Source organism: Pedobacter sp., assembly GCF_031119335.1.
Lineage (GTDB): Bacteria > Bacteroidota > Bacteroidia > Sphingobacteriales > Sphingobacteriaceae > Pedobacter.
On sequence record NZ_JAVHXT010000004.1, the window covers coordinates 235764 to 253447 of the forward strand.

Annotated in this window: 16 protein-coding genes; 6 read left to right on the forward strand and 10 right to left on the reverse strand. The window is 37.9% G+C overall.

All coding sequences use genetic code 11. From position 1 onward, the window contains the following. Positions 1-288: 288 nt before the first annotated feature. The 4 genes from REI64_RS06540 to REI64_RS06555 form a co-directional block, all read right to left on the reverse strand. Entirely contained in the window at positions 289-1368 is a 1080-nt protein-coding gene (locus REI64_RS06540) for a glutaminyl-peptide cyclotransferase (protein WP_308849382.1), read from the reverse strand. Beyond that, positions 1346-1711 carry a YraN family protein gene (locus REI64_RS06545; RefSeq protein WP_308849306.1) on the reverse strand — a complete coding sequence of 122 codons (366 nt, stop codon included), beginning with the start codon at positions 1709-1711 and terminating at the stop codon, positions 1346-1348. The genes REI64_RS06540 and REI64_RS06545 overlap by 23 nt, the downstream gene beginning before the upstream one ends. A gap of 105 nt (positions 1712-1816) precedes the next feature. After that, entirely contained in the window at positions 1817-3781 is a 1965-nt protein-coding gene (dnaG, locus tag REI64_RS06550; protein WP_308849307.1) for a DNA primase, read from the reverse strand. 234 nt (positions 3782-4015) lie between these two features. Further along, complete coding sequence (locus REI64_RS06555; RefSeq protein ID WP_308849308.1) at positions 4016-4672, reverse strand: GDSL-type esterase/lipase family protein; 657 nt, start codon at positions 4670-4672, stop codon at positions 4016-4018. A gap of 95 nt (positions 4673-4767) precedes the next feature. Here REI64_RS06555 and REI64_RS06560 point away from each other — a divergent pair, with 95 nt between their 5' ends. Next, positions 4768-5253 carry a hypothetical protein gene (locus REI64_RS06560; RefSeq protein WP_308849309.1) on the forward strand — a complete coding sequence of 162 codons (486 nt, stop codon included), beginning with the start codon at positions 4768-4770 and terminating at the stop codon, positions 5251-5253. Between the two features lie 16 nt (positions 5254-5269). On the opposite strand, the gene REI64_RS06565 is transcribed toward REI64_RS06560, so the two are convergent. The 5 genes from REI64_RS06565 to REI64_RS06585 form a co-directional block, all read right to left on the reverse strand. Continuing rightward, entirely contained in the window at positions 5270-6220 is a 951-nt protein-coding gene (locus tag REI64_RS06565; protein WP_308849310.1) for a hypothetical protein, read from the reverse strand. Positions 6221-6326: 106 nt separating this feature from the next. Continuing rightward, positions 6327-7508, reverse strand: coding sequence for a M20 family metallopeptidase (locus tag REI64_RS06570; RefSeq protein WP_308849311.1), 1182 nt, complete (start codon positions 7506-7508; stop codon positions 6327-6329). 94 nt (positions 7509-7602) lie between these two features. Beyond that, on the reverse strand, positions 7603-8028 hold the full coding sequence (locus REI64_RS06575; RefSeq protein WP_308849312.1) for an SPOR domain-containing protein: 426 nt from the start codon (positions 8026-8028) through the stop codon (positions 7603-7605). 176 nt (positions 8029-8204) lie between these two features. Beyond that, complete coding sequence (gene secA / locus REI64_RS06580) at positions 8205-11510, reverse strand: preprotein translocase subunit SecA (protein ID WP_308849313.1); 3306 nt, start codon at positions 11508-11510, stop codon at positions 8205-8207. A gap of 242 nt (positions 11511-11752) precedes the next feature. Continuing rightward, positions 11753-12055 carry a hypothetical protein gene (locus tag REI64_RS06585; protein WP_308849314.1) on the reverse strand — a complete coding sequence of 101 codons (303 nt, stop codon included), beginning with the start codon at positions 12053-12055 and terminating at the stop codon, positions 11753-11755. A 258-nt stretch (positions 12056-12313) separates the two neighbouring features. Between REI64_RS06585 and REI64_RS06590 the strand changes: the two genes are divergently transcribed. The 5 genes from REI64_RS06590 (at position 12314) to REI64_RS06610 (ending at position 16387) form a co-directional block, all read left to right on the forward strand. After that, positions 12314-13018, forward strand: coding sequence for a LytTR family DNA-binding domain-containing protein (locus tag REI64_RS06590; protein ID WP_308849315.1), 705 nt, complete (start codon positions 12314-12316; stop codon positions 13016-13018). Between the two features lie 118 nt (positions 13019-13136). Then, positions 13137-13421 (forward strand): hypothetical protein, encoded by a 285-nt coding sequence (locus REI64_RS06595; protein WP_308849316.1) that lies wholly within the window; start codon positions 13137-13139, stop codon positions 13419-13421. Positions 13422-13447: 26 nt separating this feature from the next. After that, entirely contained in the window at positions 13448-14155 is a 708-nt protein-coding gene (locus REI64_RS06600; protein ID WP_308849317.1) for a hypothetical protein, read from the forward strand. Between the two features lie 41 nt (positions 14156-14196). Then, positions 14197-15468 carry a phosphoribosylamine--glycine ligase gene (gene purD / locus REI64_RS06605; protein WP_308849318.1) on the forward strand — a complete coding sequence of 424 codons (1272 nt, stop codon included), beginning with the start codon at positions 14197-14199 and terminating at the stop codon, positions 15466-15468. Positions 15469-15655: 187 nt separating this feature from the next. Next, a complete protein-coding gene (locus REI64_RS06610; protein ID WP_308849319.1) occupies positions 15656-16387 on the forward strand; it encodes a hypothetical protein in 732 nt (243 codons plus the stop codon). Positions 16388-16465: 78 nt separating this feature from the next. On the opposite strand, the gene REI64_RS06615 is transcribed toward REI64_RS06610, so the two are convergent. Then, complete coding sequence (locus REI64_RS06615; RefSeq protein WP_308849320.1) at positions 16466-17617, reverse strand: TlpA disulfide reductase family protein; 1152 nt, start codon at positions 17615-17617, stop codon at positions 16466-16468. Between the last annotated feature and the right edge of the window lie 67 nt (positions 17618-17684).

A 17684-nucleotide genomic window follows, 5' to 3' on the forward strand; every position in this document is an offset into this window, starting at 1 on the left:
CCCTTGTTGTCATTCCGAGGAACGAGGAATCTACAATTGAACTGCTTTAGTTTACAGATCCTTCACTAGCGTTCAGGATGACAACAATGAAACCAGAAAGTATTTCCGCTACAATCAGGTCTATTTAACGAAAACCTGTTCTAAGCGCCTAAAAGACTTACGAAGTTTAACTTGATTATATATTGTTTTTCAGCTATAAAGTTGAGGGTTTCGCCGTTTAAAAACTTCATAAGTCTAAAATAGTAAAGCTCCTCTGCTCTTCTGAGTTTGCAACTTCGAAGTCTTGTTCTACTTCTCGCTCAACTTAATCTCGAACAAATTAGGCCATTTCTTACCCGTTACAAATAACCTCTTCCCCGCTACATCGTAAGCAATTCCATTTAGCACATTATTTGCTTCATCATAATCATCTTTAAAGAAATTCTTCGGAACAAGTTTGCTCAAATCTACTTCAGCTTCTACAATACCTGTATTTGTATTTATAACTACAATCTTGTTGCTTCCGTAAACATTGGCATATAACATACCATTAATAAACTCCAACTCGTTCAAACGCTCTACCGGGCCTTTGTTGTCGTAAACTTCAATGAAGCCTTCTTCTCTATAAGTTTCAGCATTCATAAACCAAATTTTATTGCTACCATCGCTGCGTAGCAATTGTTTGCCATCATAAGTTAAGCCCCAACCTTGCCTACTAGCTTGGTACGGAAAAGTAGCAATTTCTTCGAAAGTATTGGAATCATACACTAAACCCACATTTTCTTCCCAAGTAAGAACAATAATTTTATTGCCCACTTTCACAGAACCTTCTCCAAAATACTCGGGCTTTAAAGCTGTAGATTTTATTGCCTTACCGCTCTTCAAATCAACATATTTCAAATGCGACTGTCCTTTTCTACCTGTACTTTCTAACAATTTTCCATCAACAAAACTTAAACCCTGTGTGTAAGAAGAAGTATCATGCGGAAAAGTATTCACCAAAGTATATTTCAACTTTGCAGGCTTTTTATCTGTAGTGAGAATAATGTTGTTGGTAATGGTATCTGTTTGATCACCACTTTTTACAATAGCGGTTAACATTCGGTAACCTAAAGGCAAGTTTTGCGTATCTAAGGTTACAAACTCTTTGTTGGTTTTTTCGGCGAACTGTTTACCATCTACCCAATAGCTAATAGTTTGTATTTCCGTTTTTTCTGGAATATCTAATTCTATTTTTACCGGTTTACCGCTATTAAAGCTTTCGCCCTGCAATGGATTTTTGAAAGTGATATAGTTAGCCACTTTATTATTACAAGCAAGTTGAAATAAAGTTGCAGACAACAATATGAAAGCGGTTACAGTAATTTTATGCGTATGGCCAAAAAGCATCTTCAATATGGTTAATTTTAAACTGATTGTCTTTAGTTAATAACACCGCTACAATATCGAACCTAATTTCTCCCTTGTGATCCATAATTTCGATATAAGCTTGTGCCGCCTTTTGTAACTGGCGTTGCTTTTCTCTCTTTACAAAGTCTTCGGGCATACCAAATGCCACAGAACTGCGTGTTTTAACTTCGATAAAGATAATGGTATTTGATTGAAGCGCAACAATATCTACTTCGCATTTGCGATACGTCCAGTTTTCATCTAATATTTCGTAGCCCTTTTTTACCAGAAATTGTATTGCTGCTTTCTCGCCTGCTTTTCCTGTATCGTTGTGAATGGCCATGTTTTTGAAATTATTGAATGATTGAGTTTTGAATGATTAAATAGACAAAGTAAAGTACACCTAATCTATGCAATTCAATAATTCATTCATACTATCATTCAATCATTATTTTACGATTACCGAACCTAAAAATTTGGAAATGGTACGTTCTACGTTTTTAACTTGCACATAACGCCCCATTAAAATATCTTGATTGGTTGCGTCCTTTTCATCCTTCATCTGGTTCATCAAATCGGTTAGCATTCTATCTACTTTACGTTTTTTCAAATGGTAAAGTCCACCTAGTACAGCACCTTTAATATTTTGATTTTCATCCTTAACATAAATTTGGTGCTTGTTTAACCAATTTTCGCTTAAACTATATGGCGATGTACTTAAAGTAATGGCCAAGGTTGCAATTTCGCCATCTTCACTTCTCAAAAACTGATTAATAGTTGGTAATTGTCCGTTTTCAACTTCTCCTCTGTAATAAGCAATTACACGCTCGCACAAAGTATTTTCAAAGGTTACGTCACTTAAATTTTGAATAATAAAAGAACCCACATGCATTTCACCAACGTGCTCAAAAGTTACCAGTTCGTGTCCGAAAGTAAGCAGCAAACGTACAATTTCTTGCTCCTGCAAAATGTCGGTGGTAATTTGCTCTACCGACACTTCCTCTTGCGGAGCTGCAGTTGGTCCACCTTCTGCAAACAAATCATCAGGTGGCATATCTGGATGACCAGGGCTGCTCGTTCTTGGTGCTGGCGCTGATGCCTTTTTCTGTTTAGCAACTTTTATCGCATTCAGCTCTGTAAGCAGTACCCGTTCTTCAATTTCGAGCAAATGGCTACACTCTTTAATGAAAACCGAAGCTTTGATGTTATCGGGAATTTTAGCGATACTTTCTACAATATCCCTGATAATTCCTGCTTTTTTGATGGGGTCTTTTCCAGCTTCCGCCAGTAAAATATTTGCTTTGTAGAGGATAAAATCTTGGCGCTGCTCTTCAATATACGTTTTGAAAGCACCAGCACCCACTTTGTGCATGTACGAATCGGGGTCGTCACCATCTGGGAAAGAGACAACTTTTACGTTCAGCCCTTCCTCCAAAATCATATCTAAACCACGCAACGAAGCTTTTATACCAGCAGCATCGCCATCATATAAAATAGTGACATTCTGCGTAAAACGGGCAATAAGCTTAATCTGTTCTATGGTTAACGATGTTCCCGAAGAGGCAACCACATTCTCGATATAGGCTTGGTGCACTGCCAAAACATCGGCATAGCCTTCTACCAAATAACAGTTATCCTGATCTCGAATTGCCTTTTTTGCATGGAACAAACCATACAGCACATTCGATTTGTGGTAGATATCGCTCTCGGGAGAATTGACGTATTTGGGTACGTTTTTGTCGGTTTTTAAAGTACGGCCGCCAAAACCAATTACCCTTCCCGTAAAGTTATGGATGGGGAACATTACCCTTCCGCGGAACCTATCGTACAACTTTCCTTTATCATTTCTGATGGAAAGTCCCGTTTTTTCAAGGTACTCTACCGCATGTCCGTTCTTTTCGGCATCTAGCGTTAAGGCATCCCAAACATCGGGTGAATAACCAAGGTCAAATTTCTTGATGATATCTTCCCTAAAACCACGCTCTTTGAAATAGCTTAAGCCAATTGCTCGGCCATCTGCACTATTCCATAGTTGGTCTTCGAAAAAGTTAGCTGCAAATTGTGAAACGATGTAAAGACTTTCGCGAGCACTATTTAGCTCGATATTCTCTTTACTTTCTACTGTTTCCTCAACTTCGATATTGTATTTGTTGGCAAGAAATTTCAGCGCTTCTGGATAGCTGTACTTCTCGTGTTCCATTACGAACCGAACCGAATCGCCAGCAACACCGCAGCCAAAGCACTTATAAATGCCTTTGTTTACAGATACGTGAAACGAGGGGGTTTTCTCACCGTGAAAAGGACAATTCCCGATCAAGCTTGAACCACGTTTTTTAAGATGCACAAAATCGCCAACAACCTCTTCAATTCGGGCTGTTTCCTTAATTTTCTCTATAGTTTCCGCTGTAATCATCTCGTGTTTTCGTCATTGCGAGAAGGCACGATAGCCTGCTCCGAAAGTTCGGAGAAGCAATCTCACAAGAACTTCAAAGCTACCAATCTTTTATGTTTTTACATAACAAACACGCACAGATAACTGAATAAATGAAAGACCTTTATTTACGACAATTGGAGTTGTTTTAGTCAGAAAGATTGCTTCACCCCATCACTTTATACTCTCGCTTCGTTCGCAATGACGACATTAACACTATTTGATAAACGGCAGCATCTGTTCTGCAACAAACTGATTTCCTTTATCGTTTAAGTGAACTCTATCGCTCGTTAAAATACCTTTTTCCAAATCTTGCGGGTTGTTTTTCTCTTCGTAAGCTAAAAAGGCTTTCCTTAAATCGCATAGCGGAAGATTATTTTTCGTAGCCAATTCTCTAATTCCTTCAGCGTATTTATCCAAGTCTGCATCCAACTCGTTTGCTCCTCCTTTTTTTTCGCCTACAACCGATGGCGTACATAAAACAATCTTGCTGCCGCCGGCTTGTATTTTATTGATTAAGGCTTGATAAAATTTGATGTATTTTGGATAATCTGTTCCCGTTCTAGAACTCTGCTTATGCCAAACATCGTTAATGCCAACGTAAATAAATACCAAATCAGGTCTTTTGTTCAGTACATCTTCTTCTAACCTCAGGTAAAGATCATAAATTTTATTGCCGCCAATACCAGCGCCCAATAGTTCAAACTTAGTGCTATCTACTTGCTTCTTCAACAAATTGATATATCCGTTTCCTCGTACACCAGCTTGTGTTATCGAATCGCCAAAGAATATTACTTTTTTTGCTTTAGGTTTCATAGAAGACAACAGAATAATGGCACAAGCCACAACTGATAGTTTTAAAATGGTTTTCATCTCAATTATTTAGTAAAGCGAATTTAATTGTTTAGCATCAAATAACAACATGGTTATTATTTTCTATCTTTGTATTGAATTATCAAATCACTCTGATGAAATTATTGGTTAAATCTTCATTTACCATCTTCCTAATGCTTCTTTTTGTTAATATCAGCTATGCTCAAAAGAAAAAAAGGGCACCATACCATGCTGTTATAATTGCAGAAGATGTAAAATATCACGGAAAAATTACGGCGATTAACCAAACAGAGCTTGTTTTGGTAGATAAAAAAGACATTGCTCATCAAATTCCGTATGCCAAGATCAATCGCATTAAAGTTTTTAAAACGCATGGCGATGTTGGTTATGCGGTAGTAACTGGAGCATTAGCCGCAGGCACCATTGTAGCTGCGCAATCTTTAGACGATGCTAATGTTGCGATGTTAGTAGGTGTTGGAGGAACAGCGGCTGTAGTAGGCTTAAGTATGGCATTGCACAACGTAATACACGGTGCAGAGATTAAATTAAAAGCGAGTAAAGAGAAAATTGATTACAACAGCGTTTCGCAAAAATTAGGCAAATACATAGTTACTCAGTAACAGCGAAGCCGTCAAATTATTTCCCTTTACCCAATCGATAATCTTTATGCAGCACTAAAAAGCTGGCCCGTTCTTCTTTCTTTAAAGGATAATCCCAATTGCCTTGGTAGGTGATTTTTGTAGGCAGTTTCACCTCTTCGAAGTAACTCATTTCGATGTTCATTTGCACATCGAAATCAAAGAGCATATTGCTGTATTTCATATCTACGTAGCGACCTAAAATTTCAAAGTTCCGCTTATCGAAGATCGTCACTAGCTCTTTAATCATAATTCCATCTTTAGTCCATTTAGAAAGATCTGGCTTCACCGAAACTTTGAAACGATATACAGGAATTGAATCTAGGTAAGTGCCACTATGGAAAGCGTAATCGTAGTACTGGCGCATATTTGCCGTGAAAATCTCAGTTTTGCTACCGATAAATGGAATACCTTTAATTGGTCTGCCAGGATTAAATATCAAAGTTTTAAGTTTATCCTTATAGCCTTCGTTTCCACTCTTTTTTTCCTTGCCGGCACTAGGCGCTGCATTAGGTACGAAATCGGTATTGTAGGCATTCATGAAGATATAATCGAACATTTCTACGGTATACAGTTGATACTTGCCGTTCTTTTTGTAGACCTTGCCATTATCTTCCTTCACCAGATACTCCATTTTGTACGGACCATCGTTGTTATGTTTGATCTTACGATAAATTTTTCCATCAACTTTATTCTTCTTATCATAAGTGAATACGCGGTTTTCTGCGATGAAAGTGTATTTTTTCATGTTACGAAATGCCTCATAAAAGCTAGTATCGTTAATAATGGCATCGATAAAGGTCTCTACATTTAATCGTTTTGCTTTAATATTTACTACCGAATCAAGCGTGATCGTTTTTAACGTATCTGGATTAAAACGCGGAATTTGTTGAGCGCTAGCGCCAACAAAAAATAACAGTGACAGCGCAATTATGCAAAGATTTTTCATTTATATTTCTTTAATGGCTTCGACAAGCTCAGCCCGACACCACGGTCTAATTTAAACAGCAGATATTCTCAACAATTAACTGATTAACCAGACAAACAATTAACCTCTAATTCCCCAATTGTTTCAATGCAATGTAGGCCATTAAACCTGTTGAGGTTTTCAAAGCATCCTCATCAATATCGAACTTTGGTGTATGCACTGAGTGCATGGTATCCTTTGCAGCATTTCCGGTACCCAAACGATAAAAACAAGCATTAGTTGCCTGCGAATAGTACGCAAAATCTTCGGCCGCCATCCAAATATCTAAATCTACAACGTTTTCTGCACCCAAATAGTCTTGTGCCAGTGCTTTCGCATTATTTGTTAGCTTCTCTTCATTAATTAAGAAAGGATAACCTCTGTGGATATCAAAATGACAGCTACCGCCCATGCTTTCTGCAATCCCTTCTGCCATTTTTTTCATCAAACGGTGTGCTTCGTTTCTCCAGTCTTCGTTTAAGGTTCTAAAAGTACCTTCCAACTTTACTTCGTTAGGGATGATGTTGGTAGCGCCTTGTGCATTTACTTTTCCAAAAGAAAGCACAGAAGGCAAGCGAGGGTCTGCATTGCGACTTACAATTTGCTGTAACGCCACAATGATATGTGCGGTAATCACTACCGGATCTATATTTTGATGAGGCTGTGCTCCGTGCCCACCTTTTCCAGTTACAGTTACGTAAAGTTCATCAGTTGAGGCCATGTAAATTCCCGAACGGAAACCAACTTTACCTACTTCCATCATTGGTAACACGTGCTGACCAACCATAGCATGCGGTTTTGGGTTTTCTAACACACCTTCTTTAATCATGATGCTGGCACCACCTGGTAATAGCTCTTCTGCTGGCTGAAAAACCAGCTTGATTGTACCACCAAATTCTTCTTTCAATTGGTTAAGGATATATGCAGTACCTAGTAATGAAGAGGTATGTACATCGTGACCACAAGCATGCATTACACCTTCGTTTTTCGATTTGTAGGGCTTGTTACTGTCTTCCATAATGGGCAAAGCATCCATATCGGCACGCAAAGCGATGACTTGCTCTGATGCTTTTGCACCCGTAATTAAACCAACTACGCCCGTGTTGGCCATTTCTGTAAACGGAATACCCCAGCTAGTGAGTTTATCTTTTACAAACTTTGACGTTTCGTATTCGTGAAAAGAAAGCTCTGGGTTGGCGTGTATATGTTGACGAAAACCTACCACTTCATTAAAAATTTGAGCTGCTAGGTCTTGTATTTTTTGTTTCATGTTTGGTTGTTGTTGAAAGGTTGGAATGTTAAAAGTTGGAAAGTTGCTTATTCAATCATTCAAAATTCAATCATTCAATCATAATTAAACTCTACTATTCTAAAATTGGTGCGTTTATCTTTTCTCTAAAAATAAACAATGTTGGATAGTTTGGCCGCAGTTCGTTCATAAACTTTTGTGCTTCCAATCTTGTCCTGTAATCGCCAACCCTTAAGTAATAGTTGGGTTCTTTATATGTGATGTATGTATTGAGCTTTGGGTAACTAGATTTGAATTGAGCCTGTTGTGAAAAAACTTCTCTCCTATCTGATCCATAGTAAATTTGCACTCGATAACCCATTGATGACACAATAGTAGAACCTGTTGGGTTGGTTGCAGTTGGCCTTGCTCTGTTAAGTTCAATTCGTTTTGCAATCAAACTGTCTATCAAAGGGTCTTGCACTACAATTACCTCTCCTTTGGTTTGGGCAAAGGATGCACAGGTTATGAAAAAAAAGGAAAATAAAAATATAATTCTCATACTTAAAGATTGCCGCGTCGTTCCTCCTCGCAATGACGAGATGGCTAGTTTGCAAAAATCGGGATTATTGCTGGGCTATACAAATGTTTAATGTCACATAAAAAAGCCCCGATAAAAATCGAGGCTACAAATATTTTAAAACTTACGAAGTTTTAGAAACTTGGTAAGTTTTTAGACTAAGCATTCGCTCCGTGGCAGTTTTTAAACTTCTTGCCACTTCCGCATGGGCAAGGTTCGTTTCTACCTACCGTTGCTTCTTTCCTAATTGGTTGCATTGGCTGCGGTTCTCGGGTATCGCCTACCAAATCCAAATCAGAATGTTGGTCGCCATACTCTTGCTTTGTAGTTTGGAGCTTAGGTAATGGTTTTGGAGCAACAGCTTCTCTCACCTGCTCTGGCTCTTGCTGCATCGGAATTCCACCCTTAAACAAGAAACTCACCACCTCTTTATTCACAATGCTCAACATGCCTTTAAACAAGTTGAAAGCCTCCATTTTGTAGATAATTAATGGATCTTTTTGCTCGTAAACTGCGTTTTGTACAGATTGCTTCAACTCATCCATTTCACGCAAATGCTCTTTCCAGCTATCGTCAATTAAAGCTAAAATGATAGTTTTCTCGAAAGCTTTAGTGATTTCTCTTCCATTGTTATCAATAGCTTTTTTCAGCTCTACCGGAACTTGTATTTGACGGATACCATCAGTAAATGGCACTACAATTTGCTCAATCATGTCACCTCTATCTTCGAAAACCTGCTTTAAAACTGGCATTGCCTGTGTAACAATGGCATCAGATTTACGAGTGTAGAAATTAGTTACTTCTTCGAACAACTTATCAGTTAAATCATGAATTTTCTTGCTGTTAAAATCTTGCTCAGCAATTTCGGTATCTACAGAGAAGTTTTTAATTACTTCCAGCTTAAAGCCTTCGTAATTGCTGCTTTCTTTGTATTCGGTAACGATATCTTCCGCAACATCGAAAATCATGTTGTTCATATCCACATCTAAACGATCGCCAAATAAAGCGTTTCTACGTTTAGCGTAAATTACAGAACGTTGCGAGTTCATCACATCATCGTACTCTAACAAACGTTTACGAACACCAAAGTTATTTTCTTCTACTTTTTTCTGTGCTCTTTCGATAGAGTTGGTAATCATTGAGTGTTGGATCACCTCTCCTTCTTCGATACCCATTCTTACCATGATGTTAGAGATACGCTCTGAACCAAACAAACGCATCAAGTTATCTTCTAACGACACGAAGAATTGCGAAGTACCTGGATCTCCCTGACGACCAGCACGACCACGTAACTGTCTGTCTACACGACGAGACTCGTGACGCTCTGTACCGATAATTGCCAAACCTCCAGCTTCTTTAACGCCTGGACCTAACTTGATATCCGTACCACGACCAGCCATGTTGGTAGCAATAGTTACCTGACCTGCCTGACCTGCTTCTGCAACAATATCAGCCTCTCTTTGGTGCATCTTCGCATTTAACACATTGTGCTTAATACCGCGTAATTTCAACATACGGCTTAGCAACTCAGAAATCTCTACCGAAGTTGTACCCACCAACACTGGACGACCAGCCTCAGTTAATTTCACGATTTCTTCTGCTACCGCGTTAAACTTCTCTCTTACAGTACGATACACGTAATCTTGGGCATCTATTCTTGAAATTACCCTGTTAGTAGGAATTTCTACCACATCTAATTTATAGATAGACCAAAACTCGCCTGCTTCTGTAGTAGCCGTACCCGTCATACCGCAAAGTTTGTGGTACATACGGAAATAATTCTGTAAAGTAACCGTAGCATAAGTTTGTGAAGCATCTTCTACTTTCACATTTTCTTTAGCCTCAATTGCTTGGTGCAAACCATCAGAATAACGACGCCCTTCCATGATACGACCAGTTTGCTCATCTACAATTTTAATCTTGCCTTCGTCAACAATATACTCTACATCATTTTCGAATAAAGTATACGCTTTTAACAATTGGTTGATAGAGTGAACACGTTCTGCTTTAACAGCGTAATCACGCATTAAAGCATCTTTCTTCGCAATTTTTTCTTCGCTGCTTGCGCTAGATTTTTCGATTTCAGCAATTTCTGTACCTACATCTGGCAATACGAAAAAGCTTGGATCTTCACCTTGTTGGGTAATTAATTCGATACCTTTTTCTGTTAATTCTACTTGGTTATTTTTCTCATCAATATGGAAATACAACTCGGCATCTACTTTAGGCATATTCTTAGACTGATCTGCCATGTAGTGGTTCTCAGTCTTCAACAAAGTTTGCTTGTTGCTACCTTCACTTAAAAACTTAATTAACGCTTTGTTTTTAGGCAAACCACGGTGGGCACGCAATAAAGCTAAACCACCTTCACCCTCTTCTGTACCAACATTACCGCTGTTGATTAAGCTTTTTGCAGAATTTAAAGCAGACTGAACAAAAGTTTTTTGTGCATTTACCAAACGCTCGATACGAGGTTTCAACTCGTGGAATTCGTGCTGATCTCCAAAAGGAACCGGACCAGAAATAATTAATGGTGTACGAGCATCATCAATTAAAACTGAATCGACCTCATCTACCATGGCAAAATGCAATTTACGTTGCACCAATTGCTCTGGTGTTTGCGACATATTGTCACGCAGGTAATCGAAACCAAACTCGTTGTTGGTTCCGTAGGTAATATCTGCTAAATAAGCTTTTCTACGTTCTTCAGAGTTTGGTTGGTGCTTATCGATACAATCTACACTTAAACCGTGGAACTCGAATAACGGACCATTCCACTCACTATCACGACGGGCGAGGTAATCGTTCACGGTTACAATGTGTACCCCTTGACCAGCTAAGGCATTCAAATAGGCAGGCAAGGTACTTACCAAGGTTTTACCCTCACCAGTAGCCATCTCTGCAATTTTACCACCGTTTAACACCATACCACCAATCAACTGCACATCGTAATGAACCATGTTCCAAGACACCTCTGTACCAGAAGCATCCCACTTATTGGCCCATAACGCTTTATCGCCAACAATTTTTACATTGCTTTTTCTGGCAGCAATTTCTCTGTCAAACTGTGTAGCGGTTACTTCTAATTGTTCATTTTCGCTTAAACGACGAGAAGTTTCTTTTACTACAGCAAAGGCTTGAGGCAAGATTTCTTTAAGCACTTTCTCTAACTCTACATTGCGCTCTTTTCCTAAGGCATCTACCTCATCGTAAAGGTTGGTTTTTTCTGCCAAAGAAAGTTCTGGGCTTTCTGCTTGTGTTTTTAAATCGGCAATTTTTCCATCAATTGCAGCTAAAGCCGAAGCGATAGTTGCCTTAAATTCGATGGTTTTATTTCTCAGTTCATCATTATTTAATGATGTTAATTTTGCATATTCTTCGTTGATCTGGGCAACGATTGGCTGTAATGCCTTGATATCTCTTTCTGATTTGCTTCCAAATATCTTAGCTAAAAATCCTAACATTTTATTGGTATTGTTTATTGTTAAATTGTTCTGTTGTTAAATTGTTGGATAAGCTTAAAATTGACTAATTGTTTCCAATAACGCCTATTTTGTGTAACCAACACTCGTAATTCGTAAATCCGAAATCGTAAATTAATTGGCAACAACCAAGCCATAGCATTATCACATGACAACTTGGCTTTGTACTCAAATTAATTTCTTTGAAATTGGAAATTTGCTAACACCCCTTTAGGGGTTGGGGTTTATGGACTATTGTTTCGAGGATTATCCAGTTCAGCGGCATAAAGCAACGGCTGATCGGCGATGTTATATTTTGAGCAATTTTTATTGGATATTACCCCAATAGCACTCAACTGATTATTAGAAAGGATAAAATGAGGGAGATCTTGTAAATCTTGTATAGAGCGTATAGAAGTTTGCTCAGAAGTAGTTTGCGCTTTGGCACAATATCTTTCCGTTAAATAGCGCAGCCCATCCACACGGTCGGCTTTTGCCAAGTGCGAAAGGCTAAAAAACACTAAAGATATGGTAACCAGATGCCTCATTGTTGCGGCAAATCTAGTTTTATTCTTTTATAAACCGAAATTTGATTTACCATCGAATTCTCTTTTAATAACGACTAAGTAAATGGACTCTAAAAGTTTATCGAACAAAAACAAGAGCCACTTGTTTGGTGTATTTGATATAAAATGTATTAAGAATAGCAAAAAACATCTTAAAGTAGTAATTTGGCAAGCAACCTTCGTAGTTCCGCATAACGGAAAACATCAATTTTAAGACTAGTAACTATTTTATTTGGCGTAATGGAAAAATTAAGATGTGTAGCAATAGATGATGATCCTTTAGCTTTGGGTTTAACTAAAAACCATATCGAAGCTATCGAAAACCTCACTTTGCTTTGCGTATTTGAAGATGCCATTGCCGCAGTGGAGTACTTGAGCCGAAACACTGTAGATTTACTTTTTTTAGATGTAGATATGCCCGAGGTGTCTGGAATAGAACTATATCATTCGCTTGCCGTAAAACCGATGGTTATTTTCACTACAGCCCACAAAGGTTTTGCTTTTGAAGGCTTCGAGCTTAACGCAATTGACTATTTACTGAAACCTATAGACTTGCCAAGGTTTAAGAAAGCAGTACAAAAAGCATTAGATTTTCAAGGTTACAAAAACCAAAAGGATACTGATGCGCCTAATGAACACCTTTTTGTTTATTCAGAATATAAACTGATCAAAATAGAGGTTAGAGAAATTGTTTATTTAGAGAGCATGGAAGATTATGTAAAAATTCACCTCAACAATGGCAAAATGATTTTAACCTTAACAACCTTAAAAAAGGTGATAGACAAACTTCCGGCAGGTAAATTTAAAAGGATACACCGCAGTTATGTAGTTGCCGTTAAAGAAGTACAATCTGTTGCCAACAGAAAAGCGCAGTTGAGCAATGGAACCATGCTGCCAATTAGCGATTCTTATGCTTCTTTCGTAGATGAATGGAAAAACGCTTAAATCGAATACAACTATTACGAATACTCCTATCGGTACAAAGTAACCATTAACCGATACATCCTTTCTACGGCTAATTATTCGGCCCATATTTGACAAGTGTTTTACCAACCTTGTTATTATGGAAAGAAAGAATTTATCAAGCAGTCAATTCATCTCCTCGCTAGCTGCTAAAAGAAGATTAACATCGCTATGCGGAATTCTACTTGTCGTTTCAATTATTTTTGCAAGCAATGCCATTGACGTTAGCGCTCATACCGAAAACAATTTGAACGCATCTAAAGATTTAACTTTTAAAGGCATCATCCTAACTCTAAACGTGGTTTTCCTATTTGCATTTTTGGCAAGCACACTATCCATCATCAAAAACGAAGACAATAACCAGAACAAAAACTTCATTAACTAACTCTCAAATAAAAAATAAAAACAAAAATGAATACCATTTCTCAGGGTAAAATATTCCTCTCAAACCAGAGAAGCATTATCGAAAGCGACAGAATTAAACGATACAGCACCTTTAATTTCGAAGGCTTCCAAAATCCGGCGAAGGAAGCTGTAGGCAATCTATATGCAATTCACGATGATACACTAAACCCAAATTCAGACTTTAACTTCTACACCCGTCAGCAAGGCTATATCTTCATTGTACCAATAAGCGGCAACATCAGCTATATAGACGAACAGAAAAACGAAACACTGGTTGAAGTTGGAAAAAGTTTGTTAGTGTACCTAGACAAAAACGCATACATTCAATTAAAAAATCGATACCAGAAAGAAACCATCAACTATTTGATGATAGCTTTAAGTAGTGACGAAATACCTCAGCGTTCATTAACGGTTTCAAACATTGATTTATCTCAAGTCAATCATTTACAAACTATCACATCAGCATCTTTAACTTTTAAAATTGGCATTGGCCGATATAAAAATAGTGGAAACACCAAATACGTAGTTAATTCTATTTCAACATTGTATTGCTTTGTTTTAGCGGGCAGCTTCGAAATTGATGGACGGATGCTGAACGACCGCGACGGCATTGCTTTGTCTGCCACAGAAAAAATTGAAATTGAAGCACTAAGTGATAACGGACTGCTGCTTACTATAGAACTTTTACCCAAAACAAGCTACATCTTATTTTAGATTTTATCACTTAGGTAAGCAGAAAGCAATATCTTTGCTGTATGAATATCTTACTTATCGGTTCTGGCGGAAGAGAGTGTGCTTTTGCCTGGAAACTAAGCCAATCTGAAAAATGCACTAACCTTTTTATTGCGCCTGGAAATGCTGGCACAGCAAACTACGGCAAGAATGTAAACATCAATCCAAACGATTTTGAAGCGGTAAAAGCGCTTGCTTTAAAAGAACAGGTAGATTTATTGGTTGTTGGCCCCGAAGAGCCTTTGGTTTTAGGTATTCATGATTTTTTTGCTAACGACGAAGCGGTGGCACATATTCCTGTAATTGGACCTAAAAAAGAAGGTGCAATTTTAGAAGGCAGCAAGGATTTCTCTAAGCAGTTTATGGAGCGCCATAACATCCCTACGGCAAAATCAAAATCTTTCACCAACGAGACCTTACAGGAAGGACTAGCGTATCTAGCTAATCATGCAACTCCAATTGTTTTAAAAGCAGACGGACTAGCGGCGGGAAAAGGGGTACTGATTATTGATAACAATAAAGAAGCACAAGACGAGCTGCAATTAATGTTAGGTGGAAAATTCGGAAACGCAGGTTCTACGGTAATTGTTGAAGAGTTTTTAACGGGCATTGAACTTTCTGTTTTCGTATTAAGTGATGGCAAAGATTACGTGATTTTACCAGAAGCAAAAGATTACAAACGTATTGGCCAAGGTGACACTGGATTAAATACTGGCGGCATGGGTTCTGTATCTCCAGTTCCTTTTGCTAATGCAGAATTTCTAAATAAAATTGAAGAACGCATCATTAAACCAACCGTAAATGGTTTGGCTAGCGAGGGCATAGATTATACAGGTTTTATTTTCTTCGGATTGATCAAAGTGGGCGAAGAGCCTTATGTGATCGAATACAATGCTCGTATGGGCGATCCAGAAACTGAAAGCGTTCTATTGAGAATTGAAAATGATTTGGTTGAACTTTTCTTAGCCACTGCAAATAAACAACTAGGCAATTACGAAATCAAGATCAGTCCTAAAAATGCGGCTACAGTAGTTATTGTTGCTGGCGGATATCCTGGCGAATACGAAAAAGGAAAAGCTATTTCAGGTTTAGAAAATATTAGAGATTCTTACGCTTTTCATGCGGGTACTGCCCTAGAAGGTGGAATTGTGAAAACTAACGGCGGCAGAGTATTAGCCATTAGCAGTGTAAAAGATACGCAGTTTGAAGCCCTACAATGTGCCACTGCAGATGCGGCAAGAATTTATTTCGATGGTAAATATTTCCGCGAAGACATTGGCTTCGACCTCATTTAATCTCAAATCGAGGTAAAAATTTCTCACTTATCAACATTTATTCGTAAACTTGTAATTACAAGGTGCGATTATCCACATCCCGACTAGCACTATTACAATAGTTCTGGTCGGGATTTTTAACATCATAAAACCTATAGTGGTTAATTGGCATATTTTTTTGTTAATAACAGAACCAATAAACTGTAGCTTGACTGATAACCGAAATAGTTTCTTTTATGGCGTGATTCTTTTCACGGGCTTGCTGCTGCTTTCTTTATCAGGCTATTCGCAGCAAGAGGAACCTAAAAGAGTTACAGTTGTAGTTACAGCTAAAGAAATTGCCCCGCAAAAGGAGATTATTCAGGTACCAGCCGATAACTTGCCGAAAGTAGTAAGCAAACCAGCGGCAAAGCAGAAAACAAAAGCTACTGAAATTTCCGAAAAAAGCACTATCGTAAAGCAGCGCATCAAACCCACAGAAAAAATAGTTGCAGAAACACCTAAGACCACTTTACGAACAAAACCGAAGGTTGAGGCAACGAAAAATATTCCAGTTCAAAAAAATAAGCCTGTAGAAGAAACAAAGATTGCTCAAAACAAGCCAGTCGGAGTTAAAGAAACGCAAAAACCAGCTCAGCAACCTATTGAAGACAAGAAGGAAATAGAGAAGGCAAAAGAAGAAACTAAATTACCTGATGTTAACGTCACAAAAACCGTAACCCAAGTTGGCGACGAAACCATCACCACAATTAAAGCAGAGAGCGACAATAAAGAAGTAGCTAAAATTACACACAGCTCTAAAGTAAACTCATTTAGCTACATCTGGATTGGCGCATTCCTTATTGTAGCGGGCTTAGTTTTAGGATTGCTATTCGGGAAACCAGCGTTTCTGATTTCTTTTGTTGGCGTTGTATTTATTGTTTTAGGGATTGTGATTTAACTTAAAGACAAAACATAAAAAAATCCCCGATCTAGCATGGCCAGATCGGGGATTTTTTTTATGACACCAAGCAGTATTTTATTTTGCTTTCTTATCCAAGATTTCAGCCAACTTGGTATGCAATGCATTACCTCTTAAATCTTTTGCTACAATCTTACCATTAGGATCAATTAGAAAGTTAGCAGGAATACCTTTAATGCCCCAAGCTTTAGAAACTTCGTTGTTCCAACCCTGCATATCCGAAACCTGCGTCCAAGTTAGTTTATCATCTTCAACTGCTTTTAACCATGCCTCTTTAGTGGTTTTTGTGTTACCTCCATCTAAAGAAACACCTAAAACAGTAAAGTTTTTATCCTTAAATTTTTGGAAAGCATCAACTACATTTGGATTTTCATCACGACAAGGACCACACCATGAAGCCCAAAAATCAATTAACACATATTTACCTTTGAAATCAGATAACTTTACTGGCTTGCCATCAGGATCATTCTGAGTAAAGTCCATTGCCATAACACCCACAGCAGTCTTTTTAGTTGCTTCAATAGCAGCAGGAATTGCTTGCCCAATTTTCGATGCCTTTAATTCTGGTGAAAGTGTCGCATATAGCTTTTCTACATCAGCAACTACTTTATCATTTCCAGCTAAAGAATTTAACTGTATTAAGCTGATATAAGATTTAGGATTTTCTTTTACGAATTTTAAATAAAGTGGCGTTTTTTGATCTCTGATCACATTGAATTTACCAATCAAAACATCCATAACAGCTTTATCCGCTTTCTGCTCTTTCGTATATTTTGCATATTCTTCATTAAGCGCTTTCTCTTGGTCTGTTAAAGGCTTTAAAGAAGCACTCAACTTTGAGTTGTCAATATTAGCTTGGGTACCACCAGCTACAGCAGATTTTAAGCTATCTGCACTATTCAAAGTGATATTTCCAGGCTCAACATATAAAGCCGTGTAATCCATATTTTTAGTGTTCGCACCCTTTACATACGGATTAACCTTATTAAATACGTTTCCCATTACTGGCGAAGTAACTTTTCCTTTGAATTCGAATATTCCGTTATTTACTGTAGTAGAATCTACAATCCTCTGCCCATTTTCAGCGAAAACCAAATAGATTTTATTGCCATTAGCCACAGATTTTGTAGACCCTTTAAGGGTAAAATCTGCTTGAGCCATTAATGCCAATGGAGATAGCAACATGGCTGAAAGAAGTACTTTTTTCATTTTAAATTGTTTAGGGAAAGATTATGTTGAATAACCTCAATTATTTTAGTGATATAAGTTGTTACTC